Annotated in this window: 15 protein-coding genes; 9 read left to right on the forward strand and 6 right to left on the reverse strand. The window is 68.4% G+C overall.

Annotated features, from left to right (window positions below; genetic code table 11):
• Positions 1–94 precede the first annotated feature (94 nt).
• The 5 genes from UA75_RS25425 to UA75_RS25445 form a co-directional block, all read right to left on the reverse strand.
• Positions 95–970, reverse strand: a complete 876-nt coding sequence (locus UA75_RS25425) for a glycerophosphodiester phosphodiesterase (RefSeq protein WP_075742404.1) — start codon at positions 968–970, stop codon at positions 95–97.
• Between the two features lie 559 nt (positions 971–1,529).
• Positions 1,530–2,633: a peptidoglycan recognition family protein gene (locus tag UA75_RS25430; protein WP_157434430.1), complete on the reverse strand. Its 1,104-nt coding sequence runs from the start codon at positions 2,631–2,633 to the stop codon at positions 1,530–1,532.
• A gap of 243 nt (positions 2,634–2,876) precedes the next feature.
• Entirely contained in the window at positions 2,877–5,723 is a 2,847-nt protein-coding gene (locus UA75_RS25435) for a glycosyl hydrolase (protein ID WP_083683599.1), read from the reverse strand.
• Between the two features lie 437 nt (positions 5,724–6,160).
• The gene (locus UA75_RS25440; protein ID WP_075742406.1) at positions 6,161–6,355 is read right to left on the reverse strand and encodes a DUF397 domain-containing protein; all 195 of its coding nucleotides are present in this window, start codon (positions 6,353–6,355) and stop codon (positions 6,161–6,163) included.
• A gap of 1 nt (position 6,356) precedes the next feature.
• Positions 6,357–7,205, reverse strand: a complete 849-nt coding sequence (locus tag UA75_RS25445; RefSeq protein ID WP_083683600.1) for a helix-turn-helix domain-containing protein — start codon at positions 7,203–7,205, stop codon at positions 6,357–6,359.
• 177 nt (positions 7,206–7,382) lie between these two features.
• Here UA75_RS25445 and UA75_RS25450 point away from each other — a divergent pair, with 177 nt between their 5' ends.
• The 4 genes from UA75_RS25450 (at position 7,383) to UA75_RS35230 (ending at position 8,578) form a co-directional block, all read left to right on the forward strand.
• The gene (locus tag UA75_RS25450) at positions 7,383–7,628 is read left to right on the forward strand and encodes a hypothetical protein (protein ID WP_075742408.1); all 246 of its coding nucleotides are present in this window, start codon (positions 7,383–7,385) and stop codon (positions 7,626–7,628) included.
• Positions 7,629–8,021: 393 nt separating this feature from the next.
• The gene (locus tag UA75_RS25455) at positions 8,022–8,288 is read left to right on the forward strand and encodes a type II toxin-antitoxin system prevent-host-death family antitoxin (RefSeq protein ID WP_075742409.1); all 267 of its coding nucleotides are present in this window, start codon (positions 8,022–8,024) and stop codon (positions 8,286–8,288) included.
• Complete coding sequence (locus UA75_RS34765) at positions 8,289–8,510, forward strand: hypothetical protein (RefSeq protein ID WP_232237434.1); 222 nt, start codon at positions 8,289–8,291, stop codon at positions 8,508–8,510.
• Complete coding sequence (locus UA75_RS35230) at positions 8,456–8,578, forward strand: type II toxin-antitoxin system RelE/ParE family toxin (protein WP_404800000.1); 123 nt, start codon at positions 8,456–8,458, stop codon at positions 8,576–8,578. Before UA75_RS34765 ends, UA75_RS35230 begins: the two co-directional genes overlap by 55 nt.
• A 135-nt stretch (positions 8,579–8,713) precedes the next feature.
• Here UA75_RS35230 and UA75_RS25465 read toward each other — a convergent pair whose 3' ends face one another.
• On the reverse strand, positions 8,714–10,090 hold the full coding sequence (locus tag UA75_RS25465) for a class II 3-deoxy-7-phosphoheptulonate synthase (RefSeq protein WP_075742410.1): 1,377 nt from the start codon (positions 10,088–10,090) through the stop codon (positions 8,714–8,716).
• 710 nt (positions 10,091–10,800) lie between these two features.
• On the opposite strand from UA75_RS25465, the gene UA75_RS25475 reads away from it, so the two are divergent.
• From UA75_RS25475 to UA75_RS25500, 5 genes are all read left to right on the forward strand, one after another.
• The gene (locus tag UA75_RS25475) at positions 10,801–12,585 is read left to right on the forward strand and encodes a WXG100 family type VII secretion target (protein ID WP_157434432.1); all 1,785 of its coding nucleotides are present in this window, start codon (positions 10,801–10,803) and stop codon (positions 12,583–12,585) included.
• 271 nt (positions 12,586–12,856) lie between these two features.
• Positions 12,857–14,530 carry a putative T7SS-secreted protein gene (locus UA75_RS25480; RefSeq protein ID WP_157434433.1) on the forward strand — a complete coding sequence of 558 codons (1,674 nt, stop codon included), beginning with the start codon at positions 12,857–12,859 and terminating at the stop codon, positions 14,528–14,530.
• Positions 14,531–14,592: 62 nt separating this feature from the next.
• Complete coding sequence (locus UA75_RS25485; protein ID WP_075742414.1) at positions 14,593–18,630, forward strand: type VII secretion system-associated protein; 4,038 nt, start codon at positions 14,593–14,595, stop codon at positions 18,628–18,630.
• A gap of 602 nt (positions 18,631–19,232) precedes the next feature.
• A complete protein-coding gene (locus UA75_RS25495) occupies positions 19,233–19,814 on the forward strand; it encodes a type VII secretion system-associated protein (protein ID WP_198044208.1) in 582 nt (193 codons plus the stop codon).
• A gap of 341 nt (positions 19,815–20,155) precedes the next feature.
• A complete protein-coding gene (locus UA75_RS25500; RefSeq protein ID WP_157434435.1) occupies positions 20,156–21,862 on the forward strand; it encodes a putative T7SS-secreted protein in 1,707 nt (568 codons plus the stop codon).
• The last annotated feature ends 542 nt before the right edge of the window (positions 21,863–22,404 follow it).

Genomic DNA, 22,404 nt, shown 5'->3' on the forward strand with positions numbered 1-22,404 from the left:
ATCGGCCCGGCCCGCCAGGCCCGCCACAGGCCCGCCTGCGACGCCGAGGGGGACGGCACCGCAGGCGGGCGGCTCTTGCACGCTTTCGTCGAGGTCAGCTCGTGCGCAGGATCTCGCGGAGGACCTGCGGGTAGTCGGTGATCACGCCGTCGACGCCCAGTTCGACCGCCGCACGCATGTCGGACTCCGCATTGACGGTCCAGACGTTGATCTCCAGCCCGAGTGCATGCACCTGATCGACGAGCGCCTGATCGGTCAGCGTGTAGCGGGGGTTGGCCTGCTGTGCCCAGGTGGCCGCCTCGGCCAGCTCGGCGTCCGTGGGACGGGCGCTGAAGAGCAGCCCGACCGGAACCCTCGGCAGCTCGGTGTGGAACTCGCGGGTCTCATCGTGATCGAAGGACTGCACGACCAGCGAGTCGGTGGCCACCGCACGCCGCAGGTAGCCGGGGATCTCCCGAAGCCCGTCGGCCACCGCCTGGCCGAGCCCCTCCTCGCCCTCGCACACCTTCACCTCGAGCAGCAGGTCCGTGCGCGGCCCCAGCGCCCGGATGCCCTCGCGCAGGGTAGGAATCGGCTCGCCTTCGAACTCCGGCGACAGCCAGGAGCCCGCGTCGAGTCGAGCCAGCTCGTCGGTGGTGAAGTCGCTCAGCGCGTAGGACTCGCGATCGGGGAACACCTCCTCGACGTCGGTCGTCCGCTCCAGCGTGCAGTCGTGCAGGAGTACCAGCTCGCCGTCGGCCGTGCGCTGCACGTCCACCTCGACGGAGTCGGCGCCCTGCGCGCGCGCCGTGGTGATCGCCGCGAGGGTGTTCTCGGGGGCGACGCCGGAGGAGCCTCGGTGGGCGATCACGTCGGGCTGTCCGGAGTCGCCCTTCTCGCCGGCCGCAGCGGTTGCGATCGGCGCGGTCAGGCCCGCGACGAGCAGAGAGATCACCAGGGCCGGTCGTGCCGACCGGGCGGAGAGACGCATGGGGGTTCCTTTCGACGAGCCGTCGCGGCGGGGTGCCACCGGAGGTCACCCTGACAGACGCGTTACCGGATCGACACCCCGAAGTCGATCTCCGCCGTTGATCGGCCGTCCCTCCCCGGTCCGTGGTCCGAGCAGGCTGGATCGACGAATCCGCAGGCAGCAGGCCTTCCGCCGCAGGAAGCGGCCTTGGCGGGCTCGTCGCGGCGGGCGGGCGCGGGTCGACATCAGACGTCTCGCAGAGTTCGCGTTCCGGACGATCGGCGTTGGTCGAACGGACGCCGGGCCACGGCTGATCGGACGCCGTGACACCGGATCGGCTGCCGATGCCTGCGGCCGTCCGACGCCGAGACCGGCACCGTGCTCCGGATGTCGAACCCGCCCGCCGCGACCCCGTGCGGCGCGCGGCCTCGGCGCAACTGCGGCGCGAGCGAGCGCGGCCCACCCGGCAGGATTCGATAGCCGGGATGGCAAGTAAACAGACCGGTGAGTCTCTGCGGCCGCACGACTGCGTCCACAGGGGCCAGCCGGGGTGCGCGTCGGGCTGATCGAGCCGCGCCGGTCAGCCGACGAGCGCGGCGACCCTGGTGCGGATCTCGTCCAGCGTGGGCGCGAAGACGTCACCGGGGCACTGCGTGACCGACCAGTCGCGATGCCCGGAGATGGTCGGCACCGTCCTGGACGCGTCGCCGGTCGGACTCGCATAGTGCGTGGTGCCGGTCGGGTCGAGCCCGCACAGCAGGCACAGCGCGGCGAGCGTCTCCACGAGGGCGTCCACCGCCGCCTCGGCGGGCGGCTCCACGGTGAAGTCACCGAGCAGGCAGACACCGATGTTGCCCGCGTTGTGACTCCCGACGTGCCCGGCGAGGACGGAGCGCGCCGCGCCCACCGAGGGAATGCCGTCGAAGACCGGCATCGTGTCCGAGCCGGAGAACCGGCCCTCGTAGACCTGGCCTTCCGGGTCGATCAGCAGGTGGTATCCGAGATCGCCCCAGGCCCGGTCCACCGCGTGAAACCGATAGATGGCCCGGACCGAGGCAGTCCGGTCCGCTTCGAGTTCGATGGCGGAGTGGTGCACGGTCAGACACTGCACCGGATTGAACGTGGCGGGCCAGGTGCGCAGGGACTCGTCGGCTCCCCAGCCCGCGCGGCTGATGGCCTGGAGCGTCGCACCCGGCATCGGCAGCAGCCGGGGGGCCGAGGTGTCGGCGGCGGCGGGTCCCGCAAGCACGGCCACCGGCTCGAACGGACCGACGCCGTCGTCGATCTCCACCTGGAACCCTGTCGCACCCGAGGGGGCGAGCACCAGATCCGACGCCGAGGCGGGCACGTGGTCGGGGGCCTCGGCCGAGGGGCGCAGCGCCTGCCATGGCCCGAGTCTTCCGTTCGTCTCGAACCGGACCCGGCCGATCGTGGTGCGTCCCGACTCGTCGATCCTGGTTCCGGCGTCGGCGGGGAACAACACGCCGACGTGGTCGAAGGCCTCGGGTCGGATGACGGCGTCGGAGTCGGGTTCGAGCCCGGTCCCCGATGTCTGAGCGTCCGGGGCTCCACCGATCGGTGCGGCAGTGACCGGAGCGGCGGCGAACGCGGCTCCCGGCGACCCGACGACCATCCAGGCTCCGACGCTCAGAGCGGCGGTCAGCATCTCGCGGCGAGTGGGCACGGCTCTCCTTCAGGTCGAGAGGTGAAGGCATGTCGTGGTCAGGAAACCCGCGGCGACAGATCGAATCAACTACGACAATTCCTTGTGAATCAATCTCGACGAAAACCCCCTGTCCGAGTGGCAGATATCCACTCGGACAGGGGGTTTCGGATGTTCAACGAGTATGCAAGCGCCTAGTGGTACTCATCAGAACTCATCAGGCGGGCCGAGGCCAGAACGATGCGGCGCCTCCGTCCTCAGAGGCTAGTTCGCGAACGGAATGCGCAATTCGGAGATGAGCCCCTCCGTCGCCGTCGCGGCCACCCGCAGATCGGTCGGTCCCTGGCCGATGGCGTTCCAGACCTCGATCCGCACCGTTCCCGAGTCCAGATCACCAAGACTGCCGCTCTGACTCACCAGAACAGCGCCGGGGCCGTACTCCTCCCAGCCCGCCACCGGATCGGTGGCGAAGTACCCGTAGGTCTCGGCCCGGTCCTGCGTTCCGTCTCCGTCGAGGTCGTAGCTCACGCGAAGCTGCGTGCCGTTGCCGACGATCGCTCCCGCATCGAGGAACAGGGAGAACTCGGTCCTGCCCCCGTCGAACGCGGCGGTCAGTCCGTCGACCTCGTACACCAGCGGCTGATGCGGCGTTCCATCGTGATTGCCGCCCGCCGCCGAGGCGATGACGTCGGTCGCGGCGCCGGTGCCGGGCGTCCGGTTCAGCCCGTTGCCGCCCAGGTAGAGCCTGCCGTCCACGAGGTCGCCGGGCTCACCGGGCTCTTCGGGCTCTTCGGGCTCTTCCGGTTCCTCTGGCTCCTCGGGGCCGCCCCCGCCGCTGCCGGTGGTGGAGGCGAGGCTGCCTGCGGGCACGTCCAGGGTGGCGCCGTCGGAGAAGGTCACCGTCCTGGCCGAGGAGTCGGGGTTGAAGGCGGTGTAGGTCCGCTGCCCGCCCTCAGCGAAGACGGCGTAGTGCGCCGCGTCCGAGGTCACCGAGGCGTCGACGTTGCCGACCTCGGCCAGCGTCGACACCCACTGGTAGGTGTGTGCCTTGGACGAGCCTGCCTCGGGCTCATAGGTCTGCCACTGCGACTCGAACGCGGCCAGTCCCGAGGCCGGGTCCCCCATCGCCTGGTAGGCCCAGTGGATGTCGCGCCATACCTGGGGTTGGCCGCCGATCCGGTCGACCAGCGACTGGTGCATCGCCTGCACGTGCTCGGGCCGGTGGCCGTGGTAGAGCGAGGAGGCGGTGATCGGCAGGTAGTTGATGCCGTAGTGCTCCTCGTCGGAGCCGTCCCACCAGATCCCGTAGTCGCCGCCGTCGCTCCACACCATGCCGACCACGTCGGCCGCGTAGTCCTCGGGGAAGGTGTCCGAGTCCGCGTTCTGCCAGTACGGCGCGACGGTGCTGGCCTGCGTGGTGTGCAGATAGACGCCGAGGTCGCGGATCTCGTCGTCGCCGGTCAGCGAGCCGAAGAGTGCGACCGCACCCGCGAAGTGCATGCCCTCCGAGGACGACTCCTGGTTGTTTCCGGAGCCGAAGCCCGCGTGACCGGACGCCCAGCCGTGTCCCGCATAGGGAGAGAACGCGCGCAGCAGCGGGAACCGGTCATCGGTCCGATCCCAGTTATTGGCGTCCTTGATGACCAGTTTGACCATGCCGCCCCACTGGTCGTCCTCGGCCCAGGCCGGGTCGTACCGGGCGAGGGTGGCTGCGGCGGTGACGAAGTAGCCGAAGTGGAAGTCGTGGTCGTTGAGCTCCTGATCGGCGCCGAAGCTGGCCGGGTAGCCGGTCAGTGCGCCCCACTCCTCGTCATAGCGGAAGAGCGCCGAGTCGCCGGGGCCGGAGTAGGTGAGCCAGTCCTCCATCTTGCCGCGCACCAGGTCGAGCAGCTGGTCTCGGCCCTCGGCGTAGCCGATGGAGTCGGCGATCGGCACGAGCTGCGACAACCTGCCCAGTGCCTTGCCGACCCAGTAGGTGTCGGTCGAGCCGCGCCACGGGTCCTCGTGGTCGATCTCCTCGTCGATGAGCTGACGAAGGCGGTCGTGGTCGGCGGAGTCCACCGTCGGCAGGCTCGGCAGGATTCCGTTGGCGGGCAGCGCGGTGCTGAAGCCCGTGCCCTCGACCACCCGCATCTCGCCGCGCGGCGAGGCGTAGGTCAGGTCCGTCACGTCGGTCGTCGTGTTCTTCCACTGATGCGGGTACAGCGCGACCAGGGTGCCGGTCTGCGATCCTTCCTTCGCCTCGGTCTGCACCTGGAAGTCGGTGGTCAGCGAGGCGCCTGACTCGTCGTAGTCCCAGTTCACGGTGGTGCCGGTGACGAACGAGTAGGCATAGTCCTGGAAGGTGGGCAGGTCGGCCGGATCGGGCAGCACCGCGACGGAGAAGTAGCCGTCGCCGCCCAGGTCGGCGGTGAAGGCGTTGCCGGACTCGCTCCAGCTGGAGTTCGACGGCGCGAACAGCGCGTAGTGGTTGCCGTTGACCGTGGCCCCGACGACGCCGCCTTCCTGGTGCCAGACCTCGGGAGGCGCGCTGAACTCGACGTCGGCCGGTCCGCCGCTGCCCTCCGCGTACACGAAGGGCAGGCCGTGGCCGATGGTGGTCCGCAGCTCACGGGTGCCGTCCGACCAGTACGGGGTCACGGTCCAGTCGCTGTAGGAGTCCACCCGGGTGTCCGGCGAGGCGAGGCCGGAGAGGCCGAGTCTCAGGTCCTCCTGAAAGCTGTACTCGTATTTCGGGGCGGTCCCCACGATGCTCGACGAGCTCGGGTAGCCCACGGCGAGGCCGTCACCCCAGGCGTGGAACGCCAAGGGGTGCGGGAACATGTTCTCGCCGTGCGGGTTGTCCGGCGCGTATCGCTGGAAGATCAGCGAGGACCACCAGTCGTTGGTCGGCGCGGGCCCGGTGAAGTCGTCGGTGACCTTCGGGGAGACCGGCTGCCCCTGGATGTTCGACGGTCCGAGCGCCCCGGCAGGCAGGTCCGTGGTGTAGCTGCCTGCGCCGATCGACACGGTCTCGGCTGATGCCGTGCCCTGCACGAGCACGAGGATTGAGACGGCTAACGCGGATGTGGTCACCGCTGCCAGCCATTTGGGCAACGTCGCCCTGGCCATGGTCCGACCTCCTGGTCGTCGCGATCCCTCGCGGACGATCGACCGTCACGGCCGGGCGAAGGAGATTCGCCTGCGCATGTGATCGTCCGACGGGTTCTCGGGTCTGACTCGCCACCTGCGCCGGCTCTGTGAGAGCGCTCTCTCAGCGAGGTGGGGAAAGTTAACAACGAGATCACGAGCACGGTCAATGGGCCGAACGGCGTAGCCCTGCAACGCCGAGTACGCCGCCGAGGACAGAAGGCCGCCCGGGGACAAACCTCGCGACCAGGCGATTCGTCGCCGATGACGGTCGCCTGCGACACGAACGGAGCAACGCCGAATCCCGACGCACGAGATCACAGATTCGGACTCTTCGGGCGGAATAGGGGCAGAGACGCTACCGAAGACGCCTGCGCGCCGAGGCCGCCCGACAGGAAAGGCCCGGCCGTCGTCGAGCGTCAGCCGAGCCGATCGGACTTGACGGCACCAAGGAACGCACCGAAGGCGACGCGAGAGACGACGAGCGTGCCGCCCGCCCGATTCTTCGTATCGCGGATACCGAGGACGCCCGGAGCCTGACCGACCTCGACGCAGGAATTGGCTCCCGCGCTGCGGCTGGACTTCCGCCACCGGCCGATGTCGTCTCTGATCACGTCATCCCTCCATCTCGGACAGACGCTGCCTGATGAGGCGCAACGATTCCCGCTCACTGAGCACGGTGGCACTCAGGCTAGCGGCAGCTCGCGCGTAGCCCGCCACCTGCGCGGCATCCACGACGAACATCACGCTCAGAAGGCTGTCCAGCGCGACGAGGGGAACGGCCACCGGGAACTCGAAGAGCTGGAACTTGGCTTCGTTCGCCGGTGTCCAACCGGAGTCGGCAGGGATGATCCTGATCGACACGTTGTCCCAGCGCGCGAGGTTGACAAGGTGGCGAAGCTGCCCACGCAGCACCTCATAGCCGCCGATCGGCTGCCGCAGGACTCCCTCGCCGATGATCGCGGTCAGCTGCACCGGCCTGGCACCCTGAAGCACCTCGGCACGCCCGACCCGTAGTTTCACTCGATAGTCGATCTCCGAGGTGGGGACCTCCGCCGCCGTCATGATCGCCCTGGCGTAGTCACCGGTCTGCAACAGACCCGGAACCATCAACGGCGAGACGTCGACGATCCGGCCGGCGGTCCGCTCGTAGTGCAGCAGCGAGTGGATCTCCTTGTCGACCCCCGGGATGCCGGTGGAGAGCTGGCTCGCCGACTGGGCGTCGTCCAGGACACGAAGGACCCGATCCCGCTCCTCGGCCGGAACACCCAGCACCGTCAGGTAGGCGTTCGCGTCCTTCGCGCTCGGCACCCGAGTTCCCTTCTCCCATCGCGCGATCGCGGTCTGCGGAAGGTCGAGCAGTTCGGCGAGCCGTCGCTGACTCATCTTCGGCACTGCTCTGCGGTGCCTGGCCAGCTCGGCGCCCGCAGCCTGGGCCATCGGGTTCAACAATGCTCGCGCCATGCGTGAACTCTACGGAGTGCGACGGCGGTACGACGCACCGCCACGATGGACGGACACGCCGTCGCGGCGGCCCGCCATCGACGACGGATCACCCGATTGAGCACTGTCTGATTGAGTCAGACTCAGACAGACTAAGTCTGACTCAATCGGAAGGGTTCGACTGAACGGGGTGGAAGCATGTCCGGAATCAGTGTCGATGCGTGGGTGAAGCTGGAAGGCGGCTGTCGTGTCTCCGTCGACATCGTCGGCGACGAGGCACAGATTCGATTCGGCGCGGTGCGATCGGACGGGATCGATCTGATCGCGACGGAGGAGGGCTTGGAACAGCTCGTCGAGACCAGCGCGGCGGCGCTGGCCGAGCTGCGGGCGAAGCTGGACGAGTATGAGAAGGCCGAGGCCGCAGCCGAGTCTCCGGCGGCCTGATCGGGCGAAGATCGTCGAGACCCCGCCTGCGGGACCGGGCTCCGCCGGCCGGTCCGGCAGCAGGCAACGGCGGCCCCTTCCGACCCGAAGGGGCCGCGACGACTGTGATCATCGCCCGGCCGGGCGGTCGATCCGCGCTGGACAGGGCCGCGGACTGAGACCACGTCCACGACCAGAACTGCCGGACGTCCGGGGCGGCCCTCCACGGGCCGCTCTCAGACGGCTCGACGGGGGCCTCGGACACGGCGCTTCGTCACGACGGCGACGCTTCGAGGGGCGGGGCGGCCTCGCCGCAAGCCGAGCCGCCCCGAGACCAACCAGGCCCACCCGGACAAGCAGCCGGACCGGTGTCCTGACTTGCGCACCGAACCAGTGAAAATGCACATTACGTACATGACCAGCGTCGAGATGGCCGTGACTGACGCACGTAACGAACTCGGACCAGTGACGAACCGTGTCAGCTACGGCGGCGAAACGGTGTACTTGACCAAGCATGGCCGCAGGGCGGCAGCTTTGGTGCCGGTCGCCGCAGCTGAACTGCTCGAAGACATCGAGGATCTGCTGGACGGCGAGGCCGTCGAAGCCATCCGACGCCGCTTGGCCGACGGCACCGAAGGCACCGTTCCCTTCGTGCGACGTACGGAGCGCCGGGATTCCTGAGTGTCACAGGAGATCACCTTGACTGCTGCGGCAGACAAGTATTTGAAGAGACTTGAGAAGCAACAACGCAAGCACGCCGAGAACATCGAAGACGCCATCGAGGACCCCTCCGAAGATCCCCGCCCGCATGGCTGCACCGCGCTGTCCAGTTACCTGGCGTTCTCCGTATTCGAGTCGGCGACCATCGCCTCTGCTACACCATCGACGATGGGAAGCTGCTGATCCTGATCATCACCATCAGTACGCGGGCCGACGTCTACCAGCTCGTCCGCCGATACTTCGGCCGATGACCACAGAGTGGTACAGCACCGTCACGACCACTCCTTGCCAGGACGAGACGGTGACCCCGCTCTCGGCCAGGGTCGCCGTCTCGTCCTGAAGTACTCCGTCGTGCCGTGATCACGGCTCGCGAACGGAGCATCCGGTCAGGCCCGCAGCATCTCCGCGACCAGGAAGGCCAGTTCCAGGGACTGCTGCGTGTTCAGTCGGGGGTCGCAGGCGGTCTCGTAACGACCCGCGAGGTCGGAGTCGGTGATGTCCTGGGCGCCGCCGAGGCATTCGGTGACGTCCTCGCCGGTGAGTTCGATGTGGATGCCGCCGGGGTGGGTGCCCAGTCCGCGATGCACCTCGAAGAAGCCCTGCACCTCGTCGACGATCCGGTCGAAGTGGCGGGTCTTGTAGCCGGTGCTCGACTCGTGGGTGTTGCCGTGCATCGGGTCGCACTGCCAGATCACCTTGTGCCCGGAGGCGGTGACCTTCTCGACGATCGGCGGGAGGATGTCCCGCACCTTGGCGTTGCCCATCCGGCTGATCAGGGTCAGCCTGCCGGGGATGCCTTCCGGGTTGAGCCGTTCGACGTACTCGACGGCCAGTTCCGGCGTGGTCGTCGGACCGATCTTGAGTCCGATCGGGTTCGCCAGCAGCTCGGCCAGCGCGATGTGCGCGCCGTCGAGCTGCCGGGTGCGGTCGCCGATCCAGAGGAAGTGCGAGGACAGGTCGTACAGCTTGCCGTCGTCGAGCCGCAGCAGTGCGCGCTCGTAGTCCAGCAGCAGCGCCTCGTGGCTGGCGAACAGCTCCACGGTCTGGAGGTTGGAGTCCTGCACGCCGCAGGCCGCCATGAACCGCAGGCCCCGGTCGATCTCGTTGGCGAGCGCCTCGTACCGCTCACCGGCCGGGGAGTTGAGCACGAAGTCCTTGTTCCAGTCGTGCACCTTGGTCAGCCCGGCCATGCCGCCGCCGGTGAGGGCCCGGACCAGGTTCATCGCCGCGCCCGCGTTCGCGTAGGCGCGGATCATCCGAGAGGGATCGGCGACCCTGGCCTCCGGCGAGGCGACCAGCGAGTTGACGATGTCGCCCCGGTAGGACGGCAGGCCCAGCGCGTCGATGCCTGCGGAACGCGGCTTGGCGTACTGACCCGCGATCCGGCCGAGCTTCACGACCGGCATGCTCGCGCCGTAGGTCAGCACCACGGCCATCTGCAGCAGGGTGCGGATGTTCGCCCGGATATGCGGCTCGTTGTTGCTGGCGAAGGTCTCGGCGCAGTCACCGCCCTGCAGGAGGAAGGCCCGGCCCTCGGCGACCTCGCCGAGCTGGGTGCGCAGCCGATCGACCTCGGCGGGGACGGTGATGGGCGGCACGCTCTCCAGCACGGCGCGCACCTTGCCGACCGCCTCCGGGTCGGGCCATTCGGGCTGTTGGGCGGCAGGCTTCGACAACGCCACGTCCAGCCGGTCCCGAAGCTCTGCGGGAAGCGGGGGCAGCGACGGAAGGGTCTCGACCGGTACGTCGACGGTCCATATCACAAGACCCAGCCTAGCGGTCGGACTCGCCGACCTTCGGCGACCATCGTCGCCGCCCAGGGACCGGCGGAGGGCGGCCCGTCGGGCACATCCGACACGCCCATGCGCGATTTCACCGGCCGAAGAGGCAGCAATGACTGCCCGTAGAGGCAAGGCGTGAAGGCGAACAGCGGATTGGCGCACTGCGGTCCTACCATCCCCGATCACGGTTGATCAGGTGTCGTCGTCAATCAGAAGGTGCGGGTGAGGTGGCGGTTCGCGTGCGAAGGCGGAGTGTGATCGTCCACCTGATCCCCGCCGAAACGGTCGGGACCGATCGAATACACCTCGCCGCTACCCGCGACCGGCGACCACCGGTCCGTCCACGCCCCCGACGACCTGGCGAGTTCGAGGTCATGCCTCGTCGTCTGGTTCCGGGCCAGGGTCCAGATCTGAGCGTCATCTGGATGGAACAGAACGCGACGACGCATGGCGAATTCAAGCGGTGCCAGCCTGACGCAACCCGATCAAGGGCGACCTGGCCTCCCCATTCTGCGGCGGGTCACCGCTTTCCCGCTCGTTTCCCGAGAACGCCCCGGGTGATCGGCATCTGATGACTCGCTGCTCCGACTCGTTCTCCGTGGTAGGGCAGCGACAGCACGCAGACGATATCGAAGACACCTTCCCGGTCCCTGGCGTGGGAGAAGGGGTCCAGCAGAAAATGAGGACGGACGATGAGTAATCCTTTGGTGGCTGATGTGGTGGATTCGACGTCGTCGACGTCGGGTCTGTGGCTGGTGGAGTCGGTGAACTCGACCAACACCGCTATTCAGAACGGGGACTGGCTGGAGGCCGGTCTGGGGGTGGCGGATCTGGTGCTGTCCGCGCTGGACCCGTTCGCGACGATCATCTCCAACGGTGTGGGGTGGCTCATCGAACACGTCGGTCCGCTGTCGGATGCCCTGGACGCGTTGGCGGGGAATCCCGACGAGATCCGCTCCCACGCCGACACCTGGTCCAACGTCGCGGGCGAGGTCAACTCCGTCGCCACCGAACTCGGCAACCTCATCCAATCCGACGTCACCACCTGGACCGGTACGGCCGCCGACGCCTACCGGACTCGGGCCGCCGACACCGCCAACCTGATCCTCGCCGCCGGAGCAGCAGCGGGCGGCGCCGCCGAGGGCATCCAGAGGGCGGGCGAGGTCGTCTCGGCCGTGCGTGACGCGGTCCGTGACATCATCGCCGACGTCGTGGGCTCGATGGTCTCGTGGGCGTTACAGGTCCTGTTCACTCTCGGCATCGGGCTGATCTGGGTGGTTCCCAAGGTCGTCGCCAAGGTCGCTCAGACCGCCGCGACCATCGCGCAGCTCATCACCAAGCTCACCACCTCCCTCAACCGGCTCAAGCCGCTGCTCGGCACACTCGGCGACGACTTCGCCACCGCCGCCCGAGGCCTCAAAGCCATCAAGCCCGGCGACAACCACACCCCCCGCGCACTCGACGCACCCACCACCACCCCGTCCACCGCCCGAAGCACCACCCCCGACACCGGACCACCCATCACCGCCGACAACAACCCCGCAGACAGCCCACGACCCGACATCGACATCTCGGGCAGCAGCCCCGACGGAGCGACCGGCACCCGAGGCGCACCCGACATCAGCCCCACCGGCACCCGAAGCCTGCCCGGCGGCAACACCTCGCGCTCACTCGACGACGGCGCCCACGCACTCAGCCCCAGCGCCGCGCGGAGCTTCGACTTCCCACCCATGGCGGATCGCAACCCGACCACCCCGGGACTGGGCGGCCCCTCCACCGCGCCAAGCTCACGACCAGCCGGGGCGCAGTGGAACCACTTCACCGATGGCTTCGTCCGCAACCCCGCCGACCCCACCGGGCCGCCGTTGAGGCGACGATTCCGCCTCGACACGGTGTACTCGAACACGTTGCGGGACAAAAACGGCCGAGTGCTGGGAATCGGGTTCCCGACAAAACCGGAGGACGCGAGAAACCAGCAGAACTGGGCGAACGCGGACCACGGTCACTGGGACCGGAAGAACCTCGAAATCGCCCGCGACCGTCCCCAAGACCGCCCGACCGGGTACTGGGAGCGTACGGCCCCGTGGGCCAATGAGCCGAGTCCTTCCCGCCCGTTCGTCGCGATGGCTCACTCGGGCGGAAACCAGTTCCAGGTCCAGACTCCGACGGGCCCGAACAACCAGATGGAGAATGTCACGGTCACGCCCGAGTCGTACCACAAGATCGTGACCAGTAACCGGGTCTACCAGGACCGCATGGCAGGAAACACGAACCCGCTCCTCATGGTGTCGTGCAACACGGGTTCGCCGGGGAGGGAAGGGGCGTCGAGGTTCGCCAACGCACTACACGAGAGCGGCGACTACCGGTCCGTCTACGCCCCCAACAGCCTGGCGAGCCACGGGGTCATGCCGGACAACAAGGCCGTCATCGCGGTGGATCGCGTCAACGGGATTCCCGCCGGATACAACCGGTTCTAGTCTGGAACGGCAGCGACGGCCTTATTCGCTTCCGGCGGGGGCAGGCACGGGCGGGCGACTGTGGCGGTTCACCACCCGACTGTGCCGGTTGGGATGATGCCGGTTCGCATGCGCGGTGCCTGCCTGCCGAGCAGGCGAGGCGACCACCGGTGAGGCCTGTCCGCTCGACGGACCGACGAGCATCAGAGAGGGATGGACGATGGGTAATCCTTTAGTGGCTGATGTGGTGGACTCGACGACGTCGACGTCGGGTCTGTCGCTGGTGGAGTCGGTGAACTCCACCAACCAGGCCATCGGCAACGGCGACTGGCTCGAAGCAGGACTCGGCACCGCCGATCTGGTGATGTCCGCGCTCGATCCCTTCGCCACCATCATCTCCAACGGCGTCGGCTGGCTCATCGAACACGTCGGACCCCTCTCCGACGCCCTCGACTCCCTCGCAGGCAACCCCGACGAAATCCGCTCCCACGCCGACACCTGGACCAACGTCGCCGACGAAGTCAACTCCGTCTCCACCGAACTCGGCAACCTCATCCAATCCGACGTCACCACCTGGACCGGCGCCGCAGCGGATGCCTACCGCGACCGCGCCACCGACACCGCCAACCTCATCCTCGCCGCCGGAACAGCCGCAGGCGGCGCCGCCGACGGCATCCACAAAGCAGGCGAAGTCGTCACCGCCGTCCGCGATGCCGTCCGCGACATCATCGCCGACGTCGTCGGCTCCATGGTCTCCTGGGCCTTACAGGTCCTCTTCACCCTCGGCATCGGACTCATCTGGGTCATCCCCAAAGTCGTCGCCAAAGTCGCCCAAACCGCCGCCACCATCGCCCAACTCATCACCAAACTCACCACCTCCATGTCCAAACTCACCCCCCTCCTCAAAAAACTCGGCGACGACTTCAGCACCGCCACCAACGGCCTCAAAAACATCAAAACCAGCAACAACCACAACGCCCGCAGCCTCGACGCACCACCCGTCACCCCCAACGGCACCCGAGGCAGCGGCAGCGGCGACACCGGGCCCCCCATCACACCCAACGGCACAGACGGGCCGACCAACAGAGGCGGCGGCGGAGGCGCACCAGGCGTCTCGCCCAGCAACACCACGCCGGACACCTCCCGAGGCGCCCCCGACATCAACACCTCCGGCAGCGTCAATCAGCCCCGGTCGGCCCCCGGCAGCACGATGCCCGGTCTCGGCGGAAACCCGACCACTCCGGCGGCGCCCACCCCCACGCCCGGCCCCTGGGGGGCCAATCCGCCCACCATCACCGGAAAACCGTCGCTGAGCTTCGGCCTCTTCAGCAAGAACTTCTCCGCCGACAAGGTCACCGAGCACACGATCAAGGACAGGTACGGCCGGCCGCTCGGCGTCGGTTTCCCGTCACAGAAGCAAGACGTGAAATCCGATACGATCTGGGGTGCGAAACCAAATCAGGACTGGAAGTTCAAATACGAACAGAGGCCACACGACTCGAAGAATCCGAACGCCACGAAGCCGGCCCCGTGGGCGATCAACTCCCCACTCGGATCGACACCGTTCCCCGCGCTGGCACATGGCAGCAAGGACAAGTTCATCGTCGAGGCCGCGATCGGGCCCGGCGGGGCGAAGATGGACGTCGAACTCTCCGGCGCCGAATATCACAAGCTCCTCAGCAATCACCAGACGTACAAGAACGCCATGAACGGGAATGAGAACCCGCTTCTCCTGGTGTCCTGTGATACCGGATCAGGCAAGGCAGGCAAGGACTTCGCCGATGCACTCGGCAAGAGCAACGACTCGAAGCACGACGTCTATGCGCCGACGACGACGGCGTGGGCCAACGCGACCGCCAGCGGTCCTGGCGGTGCGACCGATCGTCCGCACGCGACGTCAAGCCTCGAGGTCGACGCCGAGAGCAGCAGCGCGCCGGGACGGTTCAACAGATACCCGCATCAATGACGTCCTTCGGCGACAACACCCCGCAGCCCGCCTGACCTGGATGAAGATCGGAGCACAGCACGGTGACCGACAACGAGCCCGCCACAGGCCTGCAGCACTGGGTGGTTCTTCCTTCCCCCAGCTGGCAGCACGTCGAAGGCGAGTCACCGCCGCCGGACGAGATCGTCGGGGCCTGGCCGTACGACGGGCAGGGCGGTTTCGGCGTCTTCGAGCCGAATCCCGGCTATGTGCCCAGTGGTCCCGAGATCCCGACGGACCCCGCCGACGCGGCGATCCGGCTCGCGCTCGGCGGCGATGAATCGGCCACCGGGGAGATCGTGCCGCTGCTGTGGAACGCGGCCTTGGAGACGCCGGTGGCCGACGACGGCACACCGCTGATCGCGACGTCTCCCGACGGCGTGCCTTGTGTGGTGGTCACCACCGCCGCGATCAACCGAGGCCGCGTCGAGGCTCCGCTCTGGCGGCGGGTGACGGCCGGTGAACTCGTCGAACTCCTTCCCCCCGAGACCGATCTGTTCATCAACCCGGACGGCCCCGCCGCGATGCGGCTGGACGCCGTCGCCTTCCGCGAGGGAGCGCCTGCGGGCGAGCAGGCCGCGGGCCTCGGCTCCGCCGACATGTTCGGTCTGCCGGACGGGCCGCGCAGCAGGGCCGTGCCGCAGGACGGCCGGTTCTGCGAATCCGGCCCGGTGGACGTCGTTACCGGGGACGTGATCCTCAGCCAGACCGATCTCGACCTGCCAGGCTGGCTGCCGGTGGTGCTGACCCGCACCCATGTCTCGTCCTACCGGGCAGGCCGCCTCTTCGGCAGTTCCTGGGCGTCCACCCTGGACCAGCGCCTCGAGCACCACGTCAACGGACTCCGGTACTTCTCCCCCGACGGCATGGTGCTGCACTACCCGACGCTGGAGGCGGGCGTGCCCGCCCTGCCGCTGGCGGGCCCCCGACTGCCGCTGACGCTGACGGACAGCGGTGTCCACGTGTTGGGCGATCGGGCGGAGGGCAGGCTGTCGTACTTCGCCGCGGTGCCCGGCAGCGAGGACCGCCTCCCGTTGATCTCCGTCGAGCACCAGAGCGGGCACCACATCGCGATCGAGCACGACGCCCAGGGCATGCCCGCAGCTCTCCGGCACAGTGCGGGTCAACGCGTGTCGATCGACATCGCCGACGGGCGGATCAGCAGGCTGCGACTGCACGCGAACGACGATGCCGAACCACTGACGATCACCCGCTACGGCTACGACGAGGCGGGCAACCTCACCGAGGTGATCAACTCGGCCGGGTCGGCGTACCGGTTCGCCTACGACGCCGAACAGCGCATCACCGGCAGGCAGGACCGGGCCGCGACCTGGTACCGCTACGAATACGACGCCGAAGGCCGCTGTGTCCGCGCTGCCGGGACCGAAGACAGGGCCAGCGCCGTCTTCCATCACGACCGCAGGCAGATGTTCACCGCCGTCACCAACGCAGCGGGCGCGACGAGGGCTTATCAGTACAACGACCTCGGTCAGGTCGTCGCCGTGACCGACGCTCTCGGCAACGCCACCCGCTTCGAGTGGAACCGCCACGATCAGCTGATCACCGACATCGGCCCGCTCGGAAACATCACCCGCCGGGAATGGGATGCGGACGGCAATCTCGTCGCCGTCCTCCACCCCGACGGAGGACGCACCGAGACCGGCTACGACCAACTCGGCAGGCCGGTCCGCGTCACCCGACCGGACGGGGCGAGCCACCACTGGCAGTACGACGGACTCGGCAGGCTCCTGTCAGAGACCGACGCTGCGGGCGCGACGACCGCCTACGACTACGACGAGGTCGAGCGGGTGACGACCATCCGCAACGCCCTCGGCGGTGTGACCCGTCTGCTCCGCGACGCACGCGGCCTGCTGACCGCACGGATCGACGAACTGGGCAACCGGACGAACTACGAACTGGACGCGCTGGGGCGGGTCGTCTCCGCCACCGACGCCGCGGGGAACGTCACCCGCTACGGATGGACCATGGAGAACCTGGCCGCGTGGGTGACCGAGCCCAACGGCCGAACCGAGCGCTGGAGTCACGACGGCGAGGGCAACTGCGTCGAGCACGTCGATGCCCTCGGCCAGGTTCATCGCGCGGAGTACGGGGCGTTCGGCCTGGTGACGGCTCGGATCGCGCCGGACGGCGCCCGCACCGGCTATGACTACGATTCCGAGCTGCAGCTGGTCTCGGTGACCGACCCGGCAGGCCTGACGTGGACCTATGACTACGACGCAGCCGGGAACCTGGTTGCCGAGACGGACTTCGACGGGCGGACGCTGCACTACGGATTCGACGCGGCGGGCCGGATCGTCGCCAAGGCCAATGCAGTCGGCCAGACGATCACCTATGTCCGGAACGCGGCAGGCGACATCATCGAGGAGGTCGCGGACGGGGTCACCACCGTCTACACCCGGGATGCGGCAGGCCGGGTGATCGGCACCAGCAGCCCCGGCGTGCAGACCTCGTTCGAGTACGACGGCCTCGGCAGGGTGATCTCCCAGACCTGCAACGGCGCGACGAGCACCTTCGGCTACGACGCGGTCGGCCGCCGAGTGCGGCGGACCACCCCGGTGGGTCTCGAGAGCGTCTGGAGCTACGACGCGGCAGGCCGCCCGGCAAGCCTGACCGTCGACGGGCACACGATCTCTTTGGAGCACGACGCTTCGGGCGACCAGACCCGCCGGGCCCTCGGCCCGAACGCCACGCTCACCCAGACCTGGGAGGGGAACCAGCGGCTCCGTTCCCAGGCGTTGACGACGGCGATCCTGGTCGACGGCGTGGCCAGGGGGTCGTCGGTCTCGCAGCGTCGCGCCTATCTGTATCAGGCGGACGGCGGGGTCGTCGCGGTGACCGACCAGCTCTCCGGGCCTCGCGAATTCACCCTCGACACCCGCGGGCGGGTCACGGCCGTCGAGGCCTCGGGCTGGACCGAGGCGTACGCCTACGACCACATCGGCAACATCACCCATGCCGACGTCGCCGACACCGACGAGCGGCCGGACGTCGCCGCCATGACCCGAATGCCCTCGACGACCAGTCAGGGACCTCGCACCTACACCGGCACCTTGATCACCCGCGCGGGAAGCGTCGCCTACGAGCACGATGCGCAGGGTCGCGTGGTGGCGCGGAAGGTGACCCGAGACGGCGAGGTCGTCGAGGAATGGCACTACGCCTGGGACTCCTTCGATCGACTCACCGACGTGCTCACCCCGAAGGACGATCACTGGCGCTACCGCTACGACACCGAGGGCAGGCGCATCCGCAAGGAGCGGCGCAGCGTGGGACTGGACGGCCTGGAAGCGGGTACGGTCCTGGAGCGAGTCGACTTCAGCTGGGACGGCGACCGGATCGTCGAACAGATCCACACCGCCCCGAACTCGGACGGCGAGCTGGTCAGCCTGGTCATCGCCTGGGACTGGGAACCGGGCGGCTTCCGCGTCCTGACCCAGTTCGAACGCACCACCGCCGTCGGGCCGGACGCGGCTGAGCAGGACTGGGTGGGCGAACGGTTCCATCACATCGTCACCGACCTGGCCGGCTCCCCCGCAGAACTCGTCGACGAGGACGGCAGCATCGCCTGGCACGCCCATCACACGCTGTGGGGCAGGCATCTCGGCGGGGACGCCGCACCGCCGACGCCGCTGCGTTTCCCCGGTCAGTACCACGACGACGAGTCCGGCCTGCACTACCACCGGCACCGCTACTACGACCCGACCACCGGCCGCTATCTGAGTAAGAATCCGCGCGGGCTCGGACCGGCGCCCAATCCCTACAGCTACGTCGCCAACCCGGTGGTCGCCAGCGACCCGTCGGGCTTGGCAGGCGATCAACAGGGCGGTGAGAACCCGGCTCCCGTCGGCGACCCCCGTGGGCGCACGGGCAGCGGATCGTCCGGCGGCACGGAGATCGTCAGCCTGCCGCAGCGCGCGCCGTCGGTCGGTCCGGATGCGGGCGGCAGGCCCACTCGGCCCACAGCTCCGCAGCTGCTCTGTCTGCCTGCGCACATCACGTCGGACCCGAAGTACGCAGGCTATCTGGGTGCGAGTCCCGACGTCACGGCGTCGAGCCCGAGCTGAATCCGATGCGGCCCTCCGCGCGGCACGAGGGTCGAGCATGATCGGACAGGACGCGTCCCGCAGTGTCCGGACGGCTCGGGTTGATGCGAGCCGTCCGGCCGCAGGACGTCCGGTGAGCGGAGCCTCCGCGGACGGCGCCAGGGTCGGACGGCGCCATGTCGGTAGGCAACGAGCGAACGGGCAGCGTGGTCTGCCCGTTCGGGCAGCCCTGAGTGCGACTGGGCACGGTGTCTGTCGCCACCGGATTCGGATACGGCAGGATCAGCGGCTGCGGGAGGCCGTCGGCGGCGCTCCTGGAGCCACTGAATCGTCCGAGGCCTCGCACAGTGTCGGAGGGAATTCGATGATCCGGCCGCACGCAGACAGGAGTCGGCCGCCTGCCTCTGCCGGTACGGCGGCGACGGGCTCTGACCAGGACTCGGCAGGGCCGATCCGGTCGGCCGATCCTCGGCTCTCCCGCCCTGTTCTGGTTCTCGCCCGCGTGCCACGAGAACACGCCCGGCACGGCCGCCGAGGGCAGCACAGTCCACCGAGGAAATCCGTGTCGTACCCGGCCACGCCGACGGCGGGTGGGCACACCGACGAGGAACGAGCACGACGCGGTGAATGATCACAGGCCCGAGACGACTGCGAATGATCGGCAGAACTGGGTGGTGCTGACGTCGCCGGAGTGGCGACGTCGAGACGACACGACAGCGCCGCCCCCCGAGGCGATCGTGGGTGCGTGGCCGCTCGGCGTGGGCGAAGGTGTGGGTCTGTTCGAGCCGAATCCCGGGTATCAGCCGAGTGGGCCGGAGGTGCCGACTGATCCGGTGGATGCGGCGATCCGGTTGGCGTTGACCGGTGATGTGACGGCGAGCGACCAGATCGTCCCGCTCTTGTGGAACGCCGTTCTGGAGGTTCCGGTGGCACAGGACGGGAGTCCGCTGGTGGCGGCGGCGCCGGACGGCGTGCCCTGTGTCGTCGTGGCGACCGCTGCGGTGAACCGGGCTCGGATCGAGGCGCCGTTGTGGCGTCGGGTGTCGGCGGCGGAGCTGGTGGGCCTGCTACCCGCAGCGACGGACGTGTTGATCAACCCGGACGGCCCGGCGGCCATGCGCCTGCTCGCCGACATCTTCCGCGACGGCCCGCCACCGGATGCGGAGCCTGCGGGACCGGGGATCACCGATCGGCTCGGCATGTGAGGACTGTCGTCGTGGCGAGTTCCCCCTTGCCTGCGGCCGCAAGGGCACTCAGTCTCGCCGCCGATCGTCGAGGCCGTCGCCGGCCTGAACGTCCTCGATGTCGGGTCGGGTCGGATCGGATCGACCGGGGCGCCGCTCCCCCTGAGCGGGCCGTGCCGTCGTCGCCGCTGCCCCGATCGCTTCCCTGGATCGCACCCATGACCAGCCCTGCCGGGCCGACGACACCCGGCGCGGTTCTCGTCCGAGGTGGCGGGGACGACACACACCACACGTACGACATTGACGGCATGTCCTGATCCGTTGCGGGTGAGACGTGTCTATTCGGGAGATGGGGATGGACGATGGGTAATCCTTTAGTGGCTGATGTGGTGGACTCGACGACGTCGACGTCGGGTCTGTCGCTGGTGGAGTCGGTGAACTCCACCAACCAGGCCATCGGCAACGGCGACTGGCTCGAAGCAGGACTCGGCACCGCCGATCTGGTGATGTCCGCGCTCGATCCCTTCGCCACCATCATCTCCAACGGCGTCGGCTGGCTCATCGAACACGTCGGACCCCTCTCCGACGCCCTCGACTCCCTCGCAGGCAACCCCGACGAAATCCGCTCCCACGCCGACACCTGGACCAACGTCGCCGACGAAGTCAACTCCGTCTCCACCGAACTCGGCAACCTCATCCAATCCGACGTCACCACCTGGACCGGCGCCGCAGCGGATGCCTACCGCGACCGCGCCACCGACACCGCCAACCTCATCCTCGCCGCCGGAACAGCCGCAGGCGGCGCCGCCGACGGCATCCACAAAGCAGGCGAAGTCGTCACCGCCGTCCGCGATGCCGTCCGCGACATCATCGCCGACGTCGTCGGCTCCATGGTCTCCTGGGCCTTACAGGTCCTCTTCACCCTCGGCATCGGACTCATCTGGGTCATCCCCAAAGTCGTCGCCAAAGTCGCCCAAACCGCCGCCACCATCGCCCAACTCATCACCAAACTCACCACCTCCATGTCCAAACTCACCCCCCTCCTCAAAAAACTCGGCGACGACTTCAGCACCGCCACCAACGGCCTCAAAAACATCAAAACCAGCAACAACCACAACGCCCGCAGCCTCGACGCACCACCCGTCACCCCCAACGGCACCCGAGGCAGCGGCGGCGGCAGCGGGACGACGGGCGATCCGAACAACTTCCAGGGCACGTCACGGTCCGCACCCACGTCGAACATGCCGGGTCTGGGGGGTTCCTCGAGCACTCCCGGCGGCCCGAACATCACCAGTTCGTCGAACACTCCCGGCAGCTCGAACACCCCGGGCGGCTCGAACGCTCCCGGCTCGTCGAACACTCCTGGCAGCTCGAACGCCGGGCCGTGGGGCTCGAACCCACCGACGATCGAGGGCAAACCGAGCTGGGGATTCGGCTTCTGGAACAAGAAGTTCTCCGCCGACCTGGTCACCCAGTACCCCGTGGTGGGTCCGACCGGAAAACCGATCGGCGTCGGATTCCCCTCGCAATCCGGGGACATCAAGGGCGATCAGGACTGGGGCAAGATGTCGAATCCGAACTGGAAGCAGCAGTACTTCCAGGATGTCGGCAACACGGGCGATTTCAGGAAGATGACCCCGCAGAATGCTCCGTGGGCGGCCGACCCCACCGTGAATCCTTTCGTCGCACTCGCCCACGGCGGCAAGGACAAGTTCATCGTCGAGGCCGCGATCGGGCCCGGCGGGGCGAAGATGGACGTCGAACTCTCCGGCGCCGAATATCACAAGCTCATGACCAGCAACCGGACTTACCAGGACGCGATGAACGGCAACAACAATCCCTTGGTCCTCGGCTCGTGCGAGGTCGGAGGGGGCCGGGCGAGCCAGGAGTTCGCGGACGCGCTGAAAGCCAGCAGTGACAACAAGCACGACGTCTACGCGCCCACCACGACGTTGTTCACGGGCCGGTTGGCCGACAAGAACGATCCCACGCTGGGCGACGCGGTCTTCTCCCTGGACGATGCGGCCCCGGGCAAGCCGGGAGTCTTCAAGGAGCACAAGCACGCGTAGCGAGGCGCGAGCGAGGAACCGATTCGACGCGGGCCACGCTGGTCTCGGGCCTGCACGCCGGTGGCGAGGGAACGAAGGGGTGACGTCGTACTCGCCACCGGCATCACCTCGACCCGGCACGCCCCTGTCGTGACCCGCCCGCTCCGCCGATTCGACGGACGTCCGCCGCGACACCCCGTCCGCCGACCCGCCTCCGCCCGGCCGCGCATCGTCCGGCGGCCGAGCGGGGAGCAGCGGGCGGGGCAGGCGGACCGGCACAGGACCGCGTCGGCGCCTCGGGTGAACGATCCGCCTAGCCGAACCGGCCGAGCCGGTGGCGCCCGCCGATCGACAGCGCTCGGTCACGAAGACATGTCGGGTCGATGCAGGCAGCCAGGCTGCGCACAGCTGCGGCACCGGCGGCCGAACCTCGTCGGCGCTACGTCCGCGCAACCCCGTGGTCGGAGCAGGACGTCGATCTGTGGATCGTCGACGACCCGACATGACGGAGTGCCACCTTTGACCAACTGAGAGTGCGCGCTTCTCGTCGATTACTCCAGAGA

The sequence above is a fragment of the Actinoalloteichus sp. GBA129-24 genome (assembly GCF_001941645.1).
GTDB lineage: Bacteria > Actinomycetota > Actinomycetes > Mycobacteriales > Pseudonocardiaceae > Actinoalloteichus_A > Actinoalloteichus_A fjordicus.